Source organism: Ruegeria sp. CG3 (genome assembly GCF_056537205.1).
Genome location: NZ_JBQFRC010000001.1, coordinates 22,558 through 36,830 on the forward strand (window position 1 = coordinate 22,558; position 14,273 = coordinate 36,830).

A 14,273-nucleotide genomic window follows, 5' to 3' on the forward strand; every position below is an offset into this window, starting at 1 on the left:
CGGCCGGGGCGTATCTCAGCAGCAGCCGCACCCGTCATGGTGATGGCTGTGGTCGCACACCGGGGCAGGGGCAAAGTCGCCCACCTCGGCCAACACAGACTGCAGCGCCCACAGGATCATGTCCACATCCTCGGCCTCGATCGTCAGAGGCGGGCGGATCTTCAGGATGTTGTCCTTCGGCCCCTCGCTGCCGATCAGAATGCGGTGGTCGCGCATGCGGTTCTTGACGTATCGGCAGATCTCGGTGCCTTCCGACCCGTCAGGGTTGATCAGCTCGACCCCAAGAAACAGGCCCATGCCCCGCACATCACCCACGCAGGCGAACTCGGCCTCGATCGCGCGCAGACCATCCATCAGCCGTGCGCCCATCACGCGGGCATTCTCCTGCAGGCCCTCGTCATCGACGATGTCCAGCACCTCTTTGCCGATCCGGCAAGACAGGGTCGAGCCGCCGAAGGTCGAGAAGAACTCGATCCCGTTGTCGAAACTGTCGGCGATCTCGCGCGTTGTGACCAGCACGCCCAGAGGGTGGCCGTTGCCGATGGGCTTGCCCAGAACCACGATATCGGGCGACGCGCCCCGGTGTTCGAATCCGAAGTAGTACTCGCCCAGCCGGCCCAGGCCCGTCTGCACCTCGTCTGCGATGCAGACGCCACCGGCGGCGCGGATCTTTTCATAGACCGCTGGCAGATAGCCCTTTGGCGGGATGATCTGACCCCCGACCGAGGGGAAGGTCTCGGCGATGAAGCCGGCCACCCCGTGCCCTTTGCGCTGAAGGGCGGCAATCGCGTCGTCCACAAGGTCGGCATATTTGCGCGCGCGGTCGGGGTCGTCGCGTTTGAACCGGCCGCGATAATCGTCGGCCACCTCGACCAGTTCGACCCAATCGGCCTGACCCACGCCGCCGGGCTTGTTGAACTTGTAGGCCGAAATGGCCACCGCCGCATTGGTGTTGCCGTGATAGCCGTGATCGGGCGTCACCATGCCCTTGGCCCCGCTATGCGCCCGCGCCAGACGCAGGGCCAGCTCGTTGGCCTCGGTGCCCGAATTGACGAAGAAGCACACCTGCAGGTGGTCGGGCAGCTTCGACAGCAGCTTGTCGGCAAATTCCACCTGCGCGGGATGCAGATAGCGGGTGTTCGAATTCATCCGCTTCAACTGATCCGCCGCCACGGCCTGAATGCGCGGATGCGCGTGCCCCACATGCGGCACGTTGTTGTAGGCGTCAAGATAGGGCCGCCCCCATTCGTCAAACAGGTGATGCTTCCAGCCGCGCACCAGCATCACCGGGTCGTCATATGTCAGGCTCAGGTTGCCGCCGAAATGCGCCCGCCGTTTGTTCAGGATCTCGGCCTTGTCGGTCGGGCGATAAAAGACTTTCTCGTCCGGCAGGTTCAGCAGGGCCGCCGGGTTCGGGCAGACCGCGTGCCACAGGTCCAGCTCGTTCGGGTCGGCGACGCCTGGCCAGTCGGCCTGCATGCCGGTCGTGGTCAGGGCCAGCTGGAAATGCACATGCGGCGCCCAGCCGCCGTTCTGGCCAGCATCGCCCAGCCGGGCGAACGCCGCCCCCTGCGCCACCGGATCGCCGGGTTTCAGCCGGTCACAGACCTCGGGGTCCAGATGCCCGTACAGCGTATAGAACGAGTCACCCTCGGGGGTTTCGTGATGCAGGATCACCACGCCGCCATAGTCCAGATGGTTCGCCCGGTTCTCGACCGCCTCGACCCGCCCGCTCAGCGGCGCCAGCAAAGGCGTCCCCGCCGGCGCGAACACATCCACCGCCAGATGCACCGTGCGCCGGTCCGACGCCTTCCACGGACCCTTGCGGAACGTCGGCTCGGCATAGATCAGGCGCGGTTCGTTGTAATAGCCCAGCCACAACCCGTCGCCGAATTCCGCGCCCACCCGCGCGGCCTCGTCCAGCGGCATGTGAAACGGGTTCTGCGGCCAGGTCGAGTTTTCGACCGACAGCGAACCCATCGGAACGTCCGACAGATCTTGTCCCAACAGCTGCGCAAACTGACCACGATGTTCGGACAGGTACGCGTGAATGCGCTCGGCCCCGTCGGTGACGGGCAGCCCGCAGACCGCCCGCAGCCGCGCCGACATCAGTTCGCCATTGACGGAACCATCCTCGAGAAACCGCCAGGCCGGTGCCTGGCTGATGGTCACATACGGGTCGTCCGGGTTTTCGGCGGCCATCAGCGTGGAGTTTACGACCGACACGGCCAGCCGCATCCGCAGCAGGGGCCAGATCAGGTCCACTTCCTGCAGGCGCAGCCGGTTTGCGGCGTGATAGCCCCGCACCAGCGCGGCCAGCGCCCGTTCGGGGCGCGTGTGGTCCAGCACCACATATGCCCCGGCGATCGCCAGTTCGCACACCCGCGGTGCGGCGCACATGTCGCCCAGGTCGATCAGGCCCGAAACATGCCGGCGCTCCGACAGCTCTCCTTCGACCAGGATGTTGTAGTCATTCACGTCATTGTGGATGGCCTGCCGGGGCAGCTCGGCCAGCATGCCCGAGACGGCATCGAACTGCGCACAGATCTCGCGCAGAAGGGCCGCGCGATCCAGGTCGGCAACCGCATCCAGCTTATCAGCGATCCAGCCGGCCTGGGTCAGGTCCCATTTGAACTCCGGCCGCTCCAGGCCGGGATGCGAAAACCGCTCCAGCGCCCGATCGGTTGCTCCCAAGACCCGGCCCAGTTTCAGGATCAGGTCCTCGGATTTCGGCGCCGTCTTGGCATAGCAGCGGCCCGGCAGCCGCTCCAACAGCCACGCCAGCCGCGGCCGTCCCGCGTCGTCGTCGATCTGCGGCAGAAAACCGCCGTCCAGCCCGGGGATCACCTTGGGAAACGGCAGCCCGGGGGCCTCGGCTGCGATATGCTCCAACGCCTTGATCTGCAGATCCACCAATTGCGGGTCACACCCGACCCGCATGACCTTCAGAACGTAGTCCTGCCCATTGGTGGCCTGCACCAGGAAATTCAGGTCATACTCGCCATCCAGCCGCGAGAGCCGGGCGTCCATCCCCCAGACCTGCCGCAGCGCGGCCGCCCAAAATGCACTGACATCATTCATTCGAACTTCCGCCCCGTGCGCGCCGGAGCCCTTTTCATCTGGCCAAAAATATCCTCGAGAGGAATCGCGCCGCGGCGCGATGGGGGGCAGACGGCCCCCCGTTTTATCCCAATGCCCGCAGGCGTTTGATCAGTGACGAGGTGTCCCAGCGGGCGCCGCCCATCTTCTGCACATCCTTGTAGAACTGATCGACCAGCGCGGTCACCGGCAGCGAGGCCCCGGTCTCGTCCGCCGTGTCCAGGCAGATGCCAAGGTCCTTGCGCATCCAGTCCACAGCAAAGCCGTGGTCGAAATGGTCGTCCAGCATGGTCTCGTAACGGTTCGACATCTGCCAGCTGCCGGCGGCCCCCTGGCTGATCACCTCGACCACCGCGCGCCCGTCCAGCCCGGCCTTCTCGGCGAAGTGCAGCGCTTCGCTCAGGCCCTGCACCAGCCCTGCGATGGCGATCTGGTTGCACATCTTGGTCATCTGGCCCGCGCCGCTGTCTCCGATGCGGCGGCAGATCTTGGCATAGACCTGCATCACCGGCTCGGCCCGGTCATAGGCGGCCTGGTCGCCGCCGCACATGATCGACAGAACCCCATTCTCGGCCCCGGCCTGACCGCCCGAGATCGGCGCATCGACAAAAGAAATCCCGCGCGCCTTGGCCGCCGCGTACAGCTCGCGCGTGACCTTGGCGGAAACGGTGGTGTGGTCAACGAAAACCGCGCCTTCCGCCATGCCGTCGAACGCGCCGTCCTCGCCGGTGCAGACCATGCGCAGATCGTTGTCGTTGCCGACGCAGGCCATCACGAACTCGGCCCCTTCGGCGGCACCGCGCGGCGTGGTCGCCATCTGGCCACCATGCTGCGACACCCATTTCTCCGCCTTGGCCGCAGTGCGGTTGTAGACGGTCACCTCATGCCCGGCCGCCTGCAGATGCCCGGCCATCGGATAGCCCATGACGCCCAGGCCAAGGAATGTAACTTTCGCCATTTTCGAGATCCTCCCTGTGACCGGTCCAAGGCAGAAAACGCCCACTGGCCGGTATGCTTGCCAGAGACAAAGCAAAGCCGCGCCCAAAGGGCAACCCCGCACCGGGAGACAAGGCGCAAATATTGGTCGTGCGTCACGCGCCGCTGATATTGCGCTCCATCAGGCGCTGGTACAGGCCTGGGGCCAGCCGGTTCAGCCACCAGGCCAGCCGCGCCACCCGGCCCACCGGGATGACGGGCCGCCCGCGATCCAGCCCTTGCAGGATCACGCGGGCGGCCGCCTCGGGGGTCATCTCGTCCATGCCGTCGCTGGCCGATCCGGGGCGTGCGGTGCCGTCGGGCTGCCGCTCGGCCCGGCCCGGGTTGGTCGCCACGAATGAGGGCGCCGCGATATGCACCCGCACGCCATGGGGCCGTTCTTCGGACCGCAGCGATTTGAAGAAACCTTCCAGCGCGTGTTTCGAGGCCGCATAGGCCGTGCGGTGATACAAGGGCGCAAACCCCGCCACCGACGAGATCGCCAGATGCGCCCCGCGCGACTGGCGCAGCGCGGGCAGAAAGGCGCGTGCCATCGAGACGGCCGCGAAATAGTTGATCTCGAACACCTTGCGATGGCTGGCGTCGTCGGACTGATCGAACCCGCAGATCTGGGTGATCCCGGCGTTGTAGATGACCAGATCGATGCTGTCGCAATGCGCAAGCGTATCGTTCACGGCGCGCGCCAGTTGCGCCGGATCGGTCAGGTCACAGGCAATCGCAATCTGCGTAGCGGTGTCCTGCACCCCATCCACCTTCAGATCCAGCAGGACCACGCGCCATCCACGCTCTTGCAGCGCGGCCGAGAGCGCCTGACCCAGCCCGCCGGCCCCGCCCGAGATCACTGCGGTTTTCATAGGCCCACACTCCTTTTCCAAAGGTCGAACACCTCGGCGCTGGTCTTCTGCGGGACATAGCCGAACACGGTCTTCAGCGCCGTATTGTCCAAAACCGGTCGGTATTGCAAGAACCGCACCTGTTCAGGTCCATAGCGCGACAGGCGCAGAGGGCGGGCCACGGCCAGCGCCGTCCTCAGCGCCCAGGGCGGCAGGCGCAGCACGGGTTTGTTCAGCGCGCGGGCCAGATCTTCGACGCTCAGCGCGCCGTCCCCGGCCACGTTGTACACCCCCGGCGGCCCGTCGGTGGCCGCGCGTTTCAGGATGCGGGCCAGATCGCGGGTCCAGATGAACACGAAGGGGCTGTCGCTGCCCGCCACCGCCAGCAGGCGGGGTTTGCGGAACAGGGCGGTGATCTGGTTGTCGGTGCCGTCGCCCAGCACCGTGCCCACCCGCAGCACCACCTGCTCCAGCTGCGGCGCGGCGCTTCGGGCCTCGGCCAGCAATTCCTCGACCTGCCGCTTGTGGTCGGAATAGGGAAACTCGGGGTTGCCGCGCACCGGATCGGTTTCGCGCAGCGGCACCGGGTTGTCCGCGTGATAGCCATAGGCCGCTCCCGACGAGGTGACGACCAGCCGCCGTACGCCATGGGCCAGCGCGGCATCGACCACCTTGCGCGTGCCGCCCACATCCACCGCATGGGCCTCGGCCCGTGACATGCCCGGCGGCGGCGTGACGATCGAGGCCAGGTGCACGATCACCTCGGGCTTCACCTTGGCGATCACCCGTGCCAAGTCGCCCGTGGTGACATCCATGCGCAGAAACGGAACCTCTTCCGGCAGCGTGTCCGGGCGGCGCAGGTCGGTGGCAAACACCTCGTGGTCGCTCAGCTCGTCCAACAGGGCGCGGCCGACCAGCCCCGCGGCGCCGGTGATCAGAATGCGGGTCATCGGGCGGCCTTGGTCCGAGCCATCAGCTGCGCCAGCGCCAGCCCCGAGATGGCATGCCAGATCCCCCAGAAGGCGGCCACCACGGCCATGCCGCCCAAGCCGTTGAAAAAGGCGAAGATCAGCACCAGTCCAAGGCCCGAATTCTGGATACCGGTCTCGATCGTGACTGCACGCCGGTCAAAGGGGGACAGCCGGGTCAGAGTGGCCACAACCCAACCGCCCCCCAGTGCCAGGGCGTTGTGAGCGATCACAAGCCCGGCGACCGCCCCGGCGTAGCCCAAGAAGAAACTCCAGTTGGCCGCCAGGGCGAGCACGATGAAAGCCACGAAAATGGCCATGGACAGGATCTGCAGCGGCCCGCGCAGCCGCGTCGTCAGGGCGGGGCGCTTCTGGTTCAAAGTCACCCCCAGAACCAGCGGCAGGATCAGCATCAGCCCGACGATGATGGCGATCTGCATCGGGTCGATCTGGGTCTGCTGCAGAATGGCGCGGGTCGGCGGGTACAGCCCGCCCCACAGCGCGATGTTGAACGGGGTCATCACGATGGCCCCGATGGTGGCGAAGGCGGTCATCGACACCGAAAGCGCCGCGTTTCCGCCCGCCCGATGGGTGATGAAATTCGAGATATTGCCCCCCGGGCAGGCCGCCACCAGGATCAGCCCCAAGGCGATCGAGGGGCGCGGCTCGGTCAGCAAGACCAGCAGGAAGGTCAGCGCCGGCAGCACCAGGAATTGCGAGGCCAGCCCCACCACCACTGGCTTGGGCGCGCGCCGCAGCCGGTCGAAGTCGCGTGGTGACAGGTCGATGGCGATCGAGAACATCACGATCGCCAGAATCGCGTTCAGCAGAGTCAGCGAACCGGGGCTGAAATTCAGCGTGATCTCGTCGATGCCGGTCATGCGCGGGCTTTCCGGAACCGCGCGATCCAATCCGTCACCGCCTTGCGATAGGTCGCCTTGTCCACGTAATAGGCCATGCGGGGCAGGTTCAGGTACTGCATGCCTCCGGTGGCGCGCTGATAGTCTTTTTGTTTTTCCGCCTTCAGCGCCGCGGCCACGGGGCAGCCGGACTGAAGACCCTTGATATAGCGCGCCACCATTTCGGCCTGCTCGTGGCGTCCTTGCCAGCCCAGCCCGGTGGCCTCGATCATGCCCAGCACAAACAGATCGTCGCGTTCGGGATGCATGGCGTTCAAGTACAGATGCGGCGCATCGCCCTGCCAGTTCAGCAGGTTGGGGTCGATGAACGGGTAATGCAGCTTGTAGCCGGTCGCGGCCAGAATCATGTCATAGTCGCTGGCGCTGCCGTCCTTGAAGTGAACGGTGCGGCCCTCGATCCGGTCGATGTCGGGGCGAATGCGCAGGTCGCCGTGGCCCGCGTGGTACAGGACCAGCGAATTCACCACCGGGTGGCTTTCGTACAGTTTGTAGTCGGGCTTGGGAAAGCCGTATTTCTGCGGGTCGCCCACGAACCAGCGCAGGATCATTCCGTCGATCCGACGCTTCAGCCACATGGGCAGGCGGATCATCCCGCCCAGCGTGTCGGCGGGTTTGCCAAAGACGTATTTCGGCACGAAATAGTATCCGCGCCGCATCGACAGGTCGCACTGCGCGGCGTGATGGATGGCGTCGACCGCAATGTCACACCCGGAATTGCCCGCGCCCACGACCAGCACCCGCTTGCCGTCGAACTGGCTGGGATAGCGGTACTGCGAGGCGTGGATCAGCTCGCCGTCGAACCGGCCGGGAAAATCGGGCATGTTAGGTTCCGACAGGGTGCCGTTCGCGATCAGCACCCCGGCAAACTCACCGCTATGCGTGCCCTGATCGTCCCGCCAGGTCAGCCGCCAACCATCGCCCGGCGCGCCCAAGGGCGATGCGTCGATCACTTCGGTGTTGAACCCGTAGTGATCGCGCAGTCCGAAATGATCGGCAAAGGCCCGGAAATAGTCGCGCATCTGCCGGTGCGACGGGTATTCGGCCACGTCGTCGCCCATCGGGAAATCGGCAAATTCGGTCATCGACTTGGATGAGATCAGATGCGCGGATTCGTACATGGTCGACCGTGGCGCATCGATATCCCACAGCCCGCCCACATCGGAATGCAGCTCGAATCCCTGGAACGGGATGCCCTGTTCCTTCAGCACCTTGGCCGCCGCCAGCCCCATCGGACCTGCGCCGATCAAGGCATATGCCTTGCGCGCCTGTGTCATGAACCCTCCCCTGCTCGTGGCGCTTAACTTGAACGATCGTCCAAAATAAGGCAAGATGAAAAACATGAGCGCGAAATACATTGAAAAACAAAGGCAAAGGGCGCCGTCGGCCCGGTCGCTGGAAACCAAGGCGCGGATTCTGGACGCGGCCGAGGCGTTGTTTGCCGAACGGGGATTCGAGGGCGCCTCGGTCCGCGACATCGCCGCGCGCGCCGGGGTGCAGGTGGGTCTGGTCCACCACCATGGCGGCGGCAAGGAAGAGCTGTTCTTCCAGACCGTCGCACGCCGAGCCGACGAGCTTGCCCGGATCCGGATGCAGGCGCTGGAGGATCAGCGTGCGCAAGGCCCGCTGACCCTGCGAGGTATTTTGGACTGTTTCATCCGCCCCTATGTCAGTCTTGCCGAATCCGGCGGCCCGGGCTGGATGGCCTACGGGCGGCTGGTGGCGCATGTGTCGGTCGATCCGCGCTGGCGCCATATTGCGGCCGAGTGTTTCGACCCAACTGCTCAGCTGTTCATCCGTGAGATCGCCGCAGTGTATCCGCAGGCCGACCTGGCGCTTTTGGCCACTGGCCAGGTCTATTCGGTCTCGGCGATGCTGGCGCATCTCAACAGCGCCTGGCGGGTGCAGGCGCTGTCACAGGGGGGCGATCTGTCCGGGATCGACCAATTGGTCGAATTCTGCGCCGCGGGGATCGAGGCAATGGTGCACTCGGGCCACGCTCGGCCCTGACCCGGCTCAGTCGATAGCGCGGGGGGTCCCGAGACGCGCAGGGATTCAAAATCTCGGACCTCAATTGTCAGTTTGTCGGCAGCTTGGGTGAAGACTCGGGCTTTGGTTGCGCCTTGGATTCTGTGTAGGGGGCAAATCCGGGATAGGCGGCCTGCATCCCGTCGATGGTCTGGGCGCGGAACTGGGTCTGGAACGGGTCGGGCTCGGCGGCGCGCACGGCCTCGGGCGAGAGGTAGAAGCCGACGGTCACGACCGAGACGGCAAAGACCGATCCGGCGGTCAGGGTGGCGAGGGTGTTGGTAATCGCGCGTAGCATGGCATTGATACTCCTGTTGCTGACGGGTTCGGGGTCTTGGGGGTGGCTCAGGCCTTTCGGGCCACGGCCTGCTTCAGTTGGTCGTTCTCGGCCTGCAGCTGGGCCAATTGGCGGCCAAGCGCGTTCAGATGCGGGCGCAGCTCGGCCTCGGTGAAGCGAGGGGTGATGTGGCGCGGGCAGTTCCAGTCCAGCGCCGCGACATGGATGATCGCCGCGCGTTCGGCCTCGGCCGCGTCAGGGAAAAGGTCGCGCGCGGCCTCGGCCCCTTCGCGAAAGTCCACGCGGCCCAGGATCTTGAGCCTGCGCTGGTTGGCATAGTCCATAAGGATCAGCGCGATCCGGTCATTGCCGTCCAGATTCCCGCGCGAGATATACTGTTTGTTGCCCGTGAAATCGGCATAGCCGATGGTCCGGTCGTCCAGCACCTTCAGAAACCCCGCCGGGCCGCCGCGATACTGGACATAGGGCCATCCGGTCTCGGACACGGTGGATTGATAGAACCCGTCGCGCGCCTCGATGAAGGCCTGCTCGGTGGGGCCGATCAGGTGACCCTGCTGCGGGCCGCCGTCGATGAACTTGGCGTAGGAGGCGGCGGACCCCATCCGCTCTTGATGGACGCGGACGGCGGGAGTGAAGGTCAGTTCGGAAAAGGCGCGGGGCATGGGGTGCCTCCTTTCACAGGTTCAGATCGGACAGGCCGGGATGGTCGGCGGGCCGTGGCCCCAAGGGCCAGTGAAACAGGCGCTGGGCGTCGGTGATCGGCAGATCGTTCAAGGACGTATGTCGCTGAGCCATCCGGCCATCGGCGGCGAACTCCCAGTTCTCGTTACCGTAGGAGCGGAACCACTGGCCGCTGTCGTCATGCCACTCATAGGCATAGCGCACCGCGATGCGGTTCCCGTCACAGGCCCACAGCTCCTTGATCAGGCGATAGTCCAGTTCCGTGCGCCATTTGCGGGTCAGAAAGGCGTGGATCTGGGCGTGGCCGGTCAGGAACTCGGACCGGTTCCGCCACTGGCTGTCCTCGGAATAGGCCGGGGTCACGATGTCGGGGTTGCGGCTGTTCCAGGCGTCTTCGGCCTTGCGAACCTTTTCGATGGCGGTCTGCGTCGTGAACGGGGGCAGGGGAGGGCGCGGCATGGTCAGGGCCTTCAGGCGAGGGTGGCAGCCAGTAGGGCCACGGTCAGAAGGAAGGGAACATAGCTTGCGGGAAATGGGCTGGCGCGGCGTCGCATCGGTCAAATCCTTTGGGTGTACAGATCAGTAAACTGTGCTGATAAGGTGTACAGATCGGTTAATTTTTTCAACCCTTGGGTCAAAAAAAGTTTTTCGTTCTGGCCTTCGTCATGGAAAATAAGACCTAAAAACAGTGTCTTCATCGGTGTGAATTGCGCCTGCGCGGCAAAGGCATTATGTACTGATCTGTACATGAGGGAGCCGAATCATGCGTCCGAACAAACGGGACGAGCTGGTCCGCAAAGCACTGCAGGTGTTTTACCGCGACGGGTTTCACGCCACCGGAATGGACCGGCTGGTGGTCGAAACCGGCGTGTCCAAGACCTCGATGTACAAGCATTTTCGCACCAAGGAGGAACTGATCCTGGCGGTGCTGCGCCTGCGAGACGAGAATTTCCGCAACTGGTTCGTGCGCCGGATCGAGGAACTGGCCGACACCCCCGCCGATCAACTGCTGGCCGCGTTCGATGCGCTGGGCGAATGGTTCCGCGAGGACAATTACCGCGGCTGCATGTTCATCAAGGCGGGGGCCGAATATCAGGATCCCGACCACCCGATCCATGTGCAGGCGGGCGAGCACAAGCGCCTGCTGCTGGAATATTTCAGCGACCTGTGTCGCAAGGCTGGCGCGCGGGACCCGGACAAGCTGGCCTGCCAGCTGCTGCTGCTGAAAGAGGGCGCGATCGTCACCGCCGTGCTGCTTCGCAACGGCGATCCCGCGCGCGACGCCAAGGAGGCGGCTGCCGTCTTGCTGAAAAACGCGCTGGCTTGACCCATGAAAACCCGCTTTATTCCCTGAAGCAGGTAAAAGGGGGGTATATGCAGCAGGCTTCGGATTTTCTGGAAGAATGTCAGGTTCTTGATGACGCACTGACGGGGCTGGGTGCCGCGGACTGGCAGATCGTGACCCAGTTCAAAGACTGGACGATCGACGACGTGTTGGTGCACCTGCATTTCTGGAACCAAATGGCCGACCTGTCACAACGCGACCCGGATGCGTTCCAAGCCCGGGTGCAGCAGGTGATGCCGCGTATCCAGGCCGAGGGATTTCGCGCGACGGAAAACGCTGCAATCACCGAACGAGGACATGATCTGCGCGCCGCATGGTCTGATCTATGCAGCCGAATGGGCCGCGACTGGTCGGGGCTGGACCCCAAGTCGCGGGTCAAATGGGTGGGGCCGGACATGTCGGTGCGGTCCTCGATGACCGCCCGGCAGATGGAGAGCTGGGCGCATGGGCAGGAGGTATTCGACATTCTTGGCCTGACCCGGCCCGAGACCGACCGGATCCGCAACATCGTCGTGCTGGGGGTGAACACCTTTGGTTGGACCTACACGGTACATGGCCGCCCGGTGCCACCGGTGGCACCCTATCTGCGCCTGATCGCGCCGTCGGGGGCGCTGTGGGAATTCGGCGCGCCCGGCGCCGACCTGATCGAAGGGCCTGCCGTCGATTTTGCCCGCGTAGTGACCCAGACCCGAAACGTGGCGGATACCGGCCTGTCGGTGCAGGGGCCGGTCGCGCAGGAGTGGATGGCCATCGCCCAGTGTTTCGCCGGCGCCCCGGAAACGCCGCCGCCGCCCGGTGCCCGGCATCGCGTAGGGCATTGACGCCAAAGGACGTTGCGTAGCAGCGCAAACCGACGCGGCGTCACCCGGATTGGCGGAATCGGCGGCAAAAGCTACCCTTTTCGCCAACAGAATTCCGGAGAACCAATCATGTCGCTTTTTACCTCGACCGCTTCCTGGGTCACTGACGAACACCGCATGTTTGCCGAAATGGCCGGGCGGTTCATGGATGATGAACTGGTGCCCAACATCGAGGCCTGGGCCGAGCAAGGCGTGGTCGACCGTGACTTCTGGCGGAAGGCCGGGGAAACCGGGCTGATGGCCGGGGCCATCCCCGAGGAATTCGGTGGCGTCGGCGGCGGCATGGGTTTTGATGCGGTCACGATCTATGAGCAGACCTCGCGCGGGGATGCGGGCTGGGGCTATGGCATCCAGTCGATCGTGACCCACTACATCACCGCCTATGGCAGCGAGGATCAAAAGAGCAAATGGCTGCCCAAACTGGCCTCGGGCGAGATGGTCGGCGCGCTGGCCATGACCGAACCGGGTACCGGTTCGGACGTGCAGGCGATCCGCACCACAGCCGAAAAGGATGGCAATTCCTACCGGATGAACGGGTCCAAGATCTTCATCACCAACGGCCAGACCGCCGACCTGGTCATCGTGGCTGCCAAGACAGACAAGTCGCTGGGTTCCAAGGGCGTATCTCTGATCGCGGTCGAGACCGAAGGGGCCGAGGGCTTCCGCCGGGGGCGCAACCTAAAGAAACTGGGCATGAAAGCCAATGACACCGCCGAGCTGTTCTTCGAGGACGTGAAGGTGCCGATGACCAACCTGCTGGGTTCCGAAGAAGGTCAGGGTTTCTATCAGCTGATGAAGCAACTGCCGTGGGAACGTCTGACCATCGGCATCATGGCGCTGGGCGCGATCGACTTCGCCATCGCCGAGACGGTCAAATACACTCAAGAGCGCAAGGCGTTCGGCCAGCGGGTGATGGACTTCCAGAACACTCGCTTCAAGCTGGCGGAATGCAAGACCAGGGCCGAGGTGCTGCGCAGCTTCGTCAATGACTGCATCGGCAAGCTGGAGGCCGGTCAGCTAGACGCGGCCACGGCCTCGATGGTGAAATACTGGGGCTCCGAGGTGCAAAACGAGATCATGCACGAATGCCTGCAGCTGTTCGGCGGCTATGGATTCATGATGGAATACCCGATCGCGCGGCTTTACGCGGATGCGCGGGTGCAGATGATCTATGGCGGCACCAACGAGGTGATGAAGGAACTCATCGCCCGCTCGATCGACGTCTGACCGGGCGCTCCCGCCCGTCGTCAACGGCCCTTGCGGGCCGCCTCCTCCGGTTGGGCCCGGCCGCGCCCGAGCGATGCTCGGCCGCGGCGGAGGCGGATCGGCTAAGGCAGCTGCCCCTGCAACCATGCGCGGAACGAGACAAGAGGGGCCGGTTCCGTGCGATTTTGCGGCCAGACAAGATAGTAGTCGCCCAGGCTGACCGGCGGAGCTGCACAGGCCGGAACCAACCGGCCGGCCTCGAGCTCGGCTGAAATCAGGTAGCTGGGCAGCAGTGCTACGCCCAACCCATGGATCGTAGCCTGGATCATGGTCGAAAACTGGTCGAACAGCATGCCTCGAACGCCCTCGACAGGGGTGCCTTGCGCGGCGAACCAGCGTTCCCACGCATCGGGCCGGGTATCCAGATGCAGCAGTGGTGCGTCGGCCAGCCATTCAGCATTCGGGGCTTCGGCTGGCAGCAAGGCTGGGGCGCAGACCGGCAGCACCTCTTCGCACATGATCGGCAGATAGTTCACCCCGGTCCAGTCCCGCTGGCCGAAATGGATGGCCGCGTCGAAGGGTTCGGTGCCGAAGTCGAATGGCTTGAGCCGTGTGCTGAGGTTCATCGTCACTTCGGGGTGGCGTTTCGCGAAATCCTGAAGCCGTGGCGCCAGCCAGTGCATACCGAAGGCGGGCAGGATCGACAGTTGCAAAGAGCCGCCGGAGGGGTTGGCCTTCAGCTTCAGTGAGGCCTGCGCCAGTTGCTGCAGCGCCGCTCGGGCAGTTTCCACGTATTCCTTGCCAGCAGGTGTGAGCTGCAGGCGCATTTGGTCGCGCTGGATCAGTGCGACGCCCAGCTGTTCTTCGACGGCCTTCAACTGGCGACTGACCGCGCTTTGGGTCAACGAGAGTTCATCGGCAGCTGCTGAGGCGCTGCCCAAGCGGTCGACGGCTTCGAGCGCCAAAAGGGAAGAAATGGACGGCAGAAATCGACGCGGCACCAGCATATGACTTTTCCTCATGGCTTGTGGAGGGAATATCA

The 14,273-nt window shown here is 64.5% G+C and carries 14 protein-coding genes; 4 read left to right on the top strand and 10 right to left on the bottom strand.

Features of this window, described 5'->3' with window-relative positions; all coding sequences use genetic code 11:
- Nucleotides 1-15: 15 nt before the first annotated feature.
- The 6 genes from ACR0NB_RS00120 to ACR0NB_RS00145 form a co-directional block, all read right to left on the bottom strand.
- A complete protein-coding gene (locus ACR0NB_RS00120) occupies nt 16-3,081 on the bottom strand; it encodes an aminotransferase class III-fold pyridoxal phosphate-dependent enzyme (RefSeq protein ID WP_480774620.1) in 3,066 nt (1,021 codons plus the stop codon).
- Nucleotides 3,082-3,184: 103 nt separating this feature from the next.
- The gene (locus ACR0NB_RS00125) at nt 3,185-4,057 is read right to left on the bottom strand and encodes an NAD(P)-dependent oxidoreductase (RefSeq protein WP_480774621.1); all 873 of its coding nucleotides are present in this window, start codon (nt 4,055-4,057) and stop codon (nt 3,185-3,187) included.
- 133 nt (nt 4,058-4,190) lie between these two features.
- Entirely contained in the window at nt 4,191-4,949 is a 759-nt protein-coding gene (locus tag ACR0NB_RS00130) for an SDR family NAD(P)-dependent oxidoreductase (RefSeq protein ID WP_480774622.1), read from the bottom strand.
- The gene (locus ACR0NB_RS00135) at nt 4,946-5,878 is read right to left on the bottom strand and encodes an SDR family oxidoreductase (protein ID WP_480774623.1); all 933 of its coding nucleotides are present in this window, start codon (nt 5,876-5,878) and stop codon (nt 4,946-4,948) included. Before ACR0NB_RS00135 ends, ACR0NB_RS00130 begins: the two co-directional genes overlap by 4 nt.
- Complete coding sequence (locus tag ACR0NB_RS00140) at nt 5,875-6,777, bottom strand: bile acid:sodium symporter family protein (RefSeq protein ID WP_480774624.1); 903 nt, start codon at nt 6,775-6,777, stop codon at nt 5,875-5,877. The genes ACR0NB_RS00135 and ACR0NB_RS00140 overlap by 4 nt, the downstream gene beginning before the upstream one ends.
- Nucleotides 6,774-8,090, bottom strand: a complete 1,317-nt coding sequence (locus ACR0NB_RS00145) for a flavin-containing monooxygenase (RefSeq protein WP_480728880.1) — start codon at nt 8,088-8,090, stop codon at nt 6,774-6,776. The genes ACR0NB_RS00140 and ACR0NB_RS00145 overlap by 4 nt, the downstream gene beginning before the upstream one ends.
- 64 nt (nt 8,091-8,154) lie before the next feature.
- On the opposite strand from ACR0NB_RS00145, the gene ACR0NB_RS00150 reads away from it, so the two are divergent.
- Nucleotides 8,155-8,823: a TetR/AcrR family transcriptional regulator gene (locus ACR0NB_RS00150; RefSeq protein WP_480774625.1), complete on the top strand. Its 669-nt coding sequence runs from the start codon at nt 8,155-8,157 to the stop codon at nt 8,821-8,823.
- A 67-nt stretch (nt 8,824-8,890) separates the two neighbouring features.
- Here the strand turns inward: ACR0NB_RS00150 and ACR0NB_RS00155 are convergent, their stop codons facing one another.
- From ACR0NB_RS00155 to ACR0NB_RS00165, 3 genes are read right to left on the bottom strand one after another with little or no spacing between them, the layout of a single operon-like run.
- On the bottom strand, nt 8,891-9,139 hold the full coding sequence (locus ACR0NB_RS00155; RefSeq protein ID WP_480774626.1) for a hypothetical protein: 249 nt from the start codon (nt 9,137-9,139) through the stop codon (nt 8,891-8,893).
- 47 nt (nt 9,140-9,186) lie between these two features.
- Entirely contained in the window at nt 9,187-9,801 is a 615-nt protein-coding gene (locus tag ACR0NB_RS00160) for a pyridoxamine 5'-phosphate oxidase family protein (RefSeq protein WP_170529376.1), read from the bottom strand.
- Between the two features lie 13 nt (nt 9,802-9,814).
- Nucleotides 9,815-10,279: a nuclear transport factor 2 family protein gene (locus ACR0NB_RS00165; protein WP_480774627.1), complete on the bottom strand. Its 465-nt coding sequence runs from the start codon at nt 10,277-10,279 to the stop codon at nt 9,815-9,817.
- A gap of 304 nt (nt 10,280-10,583) precedes the next feature.
- On the opposite strand from ACR0NB_RS00165, the gene ACR0NB_RS00170 reads away from it, so the two are divergent.
- From ACR0NB_RS00170 to ACR0NB_RS00180, 3 genes are all read left to right on the top strand, one after another.
- The gene (locus ACR0NB_RS00170) at nt 10,584-11,147 is read left to right on the top strand and encodes a TetR/AcrR family transcriptional regulator (RefSeq protein ID WP_170529373.1); all 564 of its coding nucleotides are present in this window, start codon (nt 10,584-10,586) and stop codon (nt 11,145-11,147) included.
- A gap of 47 nt (nt 11,148-11,194) precedes the next feature.
- A complete protein-coding gene (locus ACR0NB_RS00175) occupies nt 11,195-11,986 on the top strand; it encodes a TIGR03084 family metal-binding protein (protein ID WP_170438398.1) in 792 nt (263 codons plus the stop codon).
- Nucleotides 11,987-12,094: 108 nt separating this feature from the next.
- Nucleotides 12,095-13,252 (top strand): acyl-CoA dehydrogenase family protein, encoded by a 1,158-nt coding sequence (locus tag ACR0NB_RS00180; RefSeq protein ID WP_480774628.1) that lies wholly within the window; start codon nt 12,095-12,097, stop codon nt 13,250-13,252.
- 101 nt (nt 13,253-13,353) lie between these two features.
- On the opposite strand, the gene ACR0NB_RS00185 is transcribed toward ACR0NB_RS00180, so the two are convergent.
- Nucleotides 13,354-14,238 (bottom strand): LysR substrate-binding domain-containing protein, encoded by an 885-nt coding sequence (locus ACR0NB_RS00185; protein WP_480774629.1) that lies wholly within the window; start codon nt 14,236-14,238, stop codon nt 13,354-13,356.
- Between the last annotated feature and the right edge of the window lie 35 nt (nt 14,239-14,273).

What these genes read in the sequence shown, in the direction of transcription:
- ACR0NB_RS00155 (WP_480774626.1), bottom strand. Translation starts at nt 9,139, where the DNA reads ATGCTACGCGCGATTACCAACACCCTCGCCACCCTGACCGCCGGATCG.
- ACR0NB_RS00160 (WP_170529376.1), bottom strand. Translation starts at nt 9,801, where the DNA reads ATGCCCCGCGCCTTTTCCGAACTGACCTTCACTCCCGCCGTCCGCGTC.
- ACR0NB_RS00170 (WP_170529373.1), top strand. Translation starts at nt 10,584, where the DNA reads ATGCGTCCGAACAAACGGGACGAGCTGGTCCGCAAAGCACTGCAGGTG.
- ACR0NB_RS00120 (WP_480774620.1), bottom strand. Translation starts at nt 3,081, where the DNA reads ATGAATGATGTCAGTGCATTTTGGGCGGCCGCGCTGCGGCAGGTCTGG.
- ACR0NB_RS00135 (WP_480774623.1), bottom strand. Translation starts at nt 5,878, where the DNA reads ATGACCCGCATTCTGATCACCGGCGCCGCGGGGCTGGTCGGCCGCGCC.
- ACR0NB_RS00130 (WP_480774622.1), bottom strand. Translation starts at nt 4,949, where the DNA reads ATGAAAACCGCAGTGATCTCGGGCGGGGCCGGCGGGCTGGGTCAGGCG.
- ACR0NB_RS00175 (WP_170438398.1), top strand. Translation starts at nt 11,195, where the DNA reads ATGCAGCAGGCTTCGGATTTTCTGGAAGAATGTCAGGTTCTTGATGAC.
- ACR0NB_RS00185 (WP_480774629.1), bottom strand. Translation starts at nt 14,238, where the DNA reads ATGCTGGTGCCGCGTCGATTTCTGCCGTCCATTTCTTCCCTTTTGGCG.
- ACR0NB_RS00150 (WP_480774625.1), top strand. Translation starts at nt 8,155, where the DNA reads ATGAGCGCGAAATACATTGAAAAACAAAGGCAAAGGGCGCCGTCGGCC.
- ACR0NB_RS00125 (WP_480774621.1), bottom strand. Translation starts at nt 4,057, where the DNA reads ATGGCGAAAGTTACATTCCTTGGCCTGGGCGTCATGGGCTATCCGATG.
- ACR0NB_RS00145 (WP_480728880.1), bottom strand. Translation starts at nt 8,090, where the DNA reads ATGACACAGGCGCGCAAGGCATATGCCTTGATCGGCGCAGGTCCGATG.
- ACR0NB_RS00140 (WP_480774624.1), bottom strand. Translation starts at nt 6,777, where the DNA reads ATGACCGGCATCGACGAGATCACGCTGAATTTCAGCCCCGGTTCGCTG.
- ACR0NB_RS00165 (WP_480774627.1), bottom strand. Translation starts at nt 10,279, where the DNA reads ATGCCGCGCCCTCCCCTGCCCCCGTTCACGACGCAGACCGCCATCGAA.
- ACR0NB_RS00180 (WP_480774628.1), top strand. Translation starts at nt 12,095, where the DNA reads ATGTCGCTTTTTACCTCGACCGCTTCCTGGGTCACTGACGAACACCGC.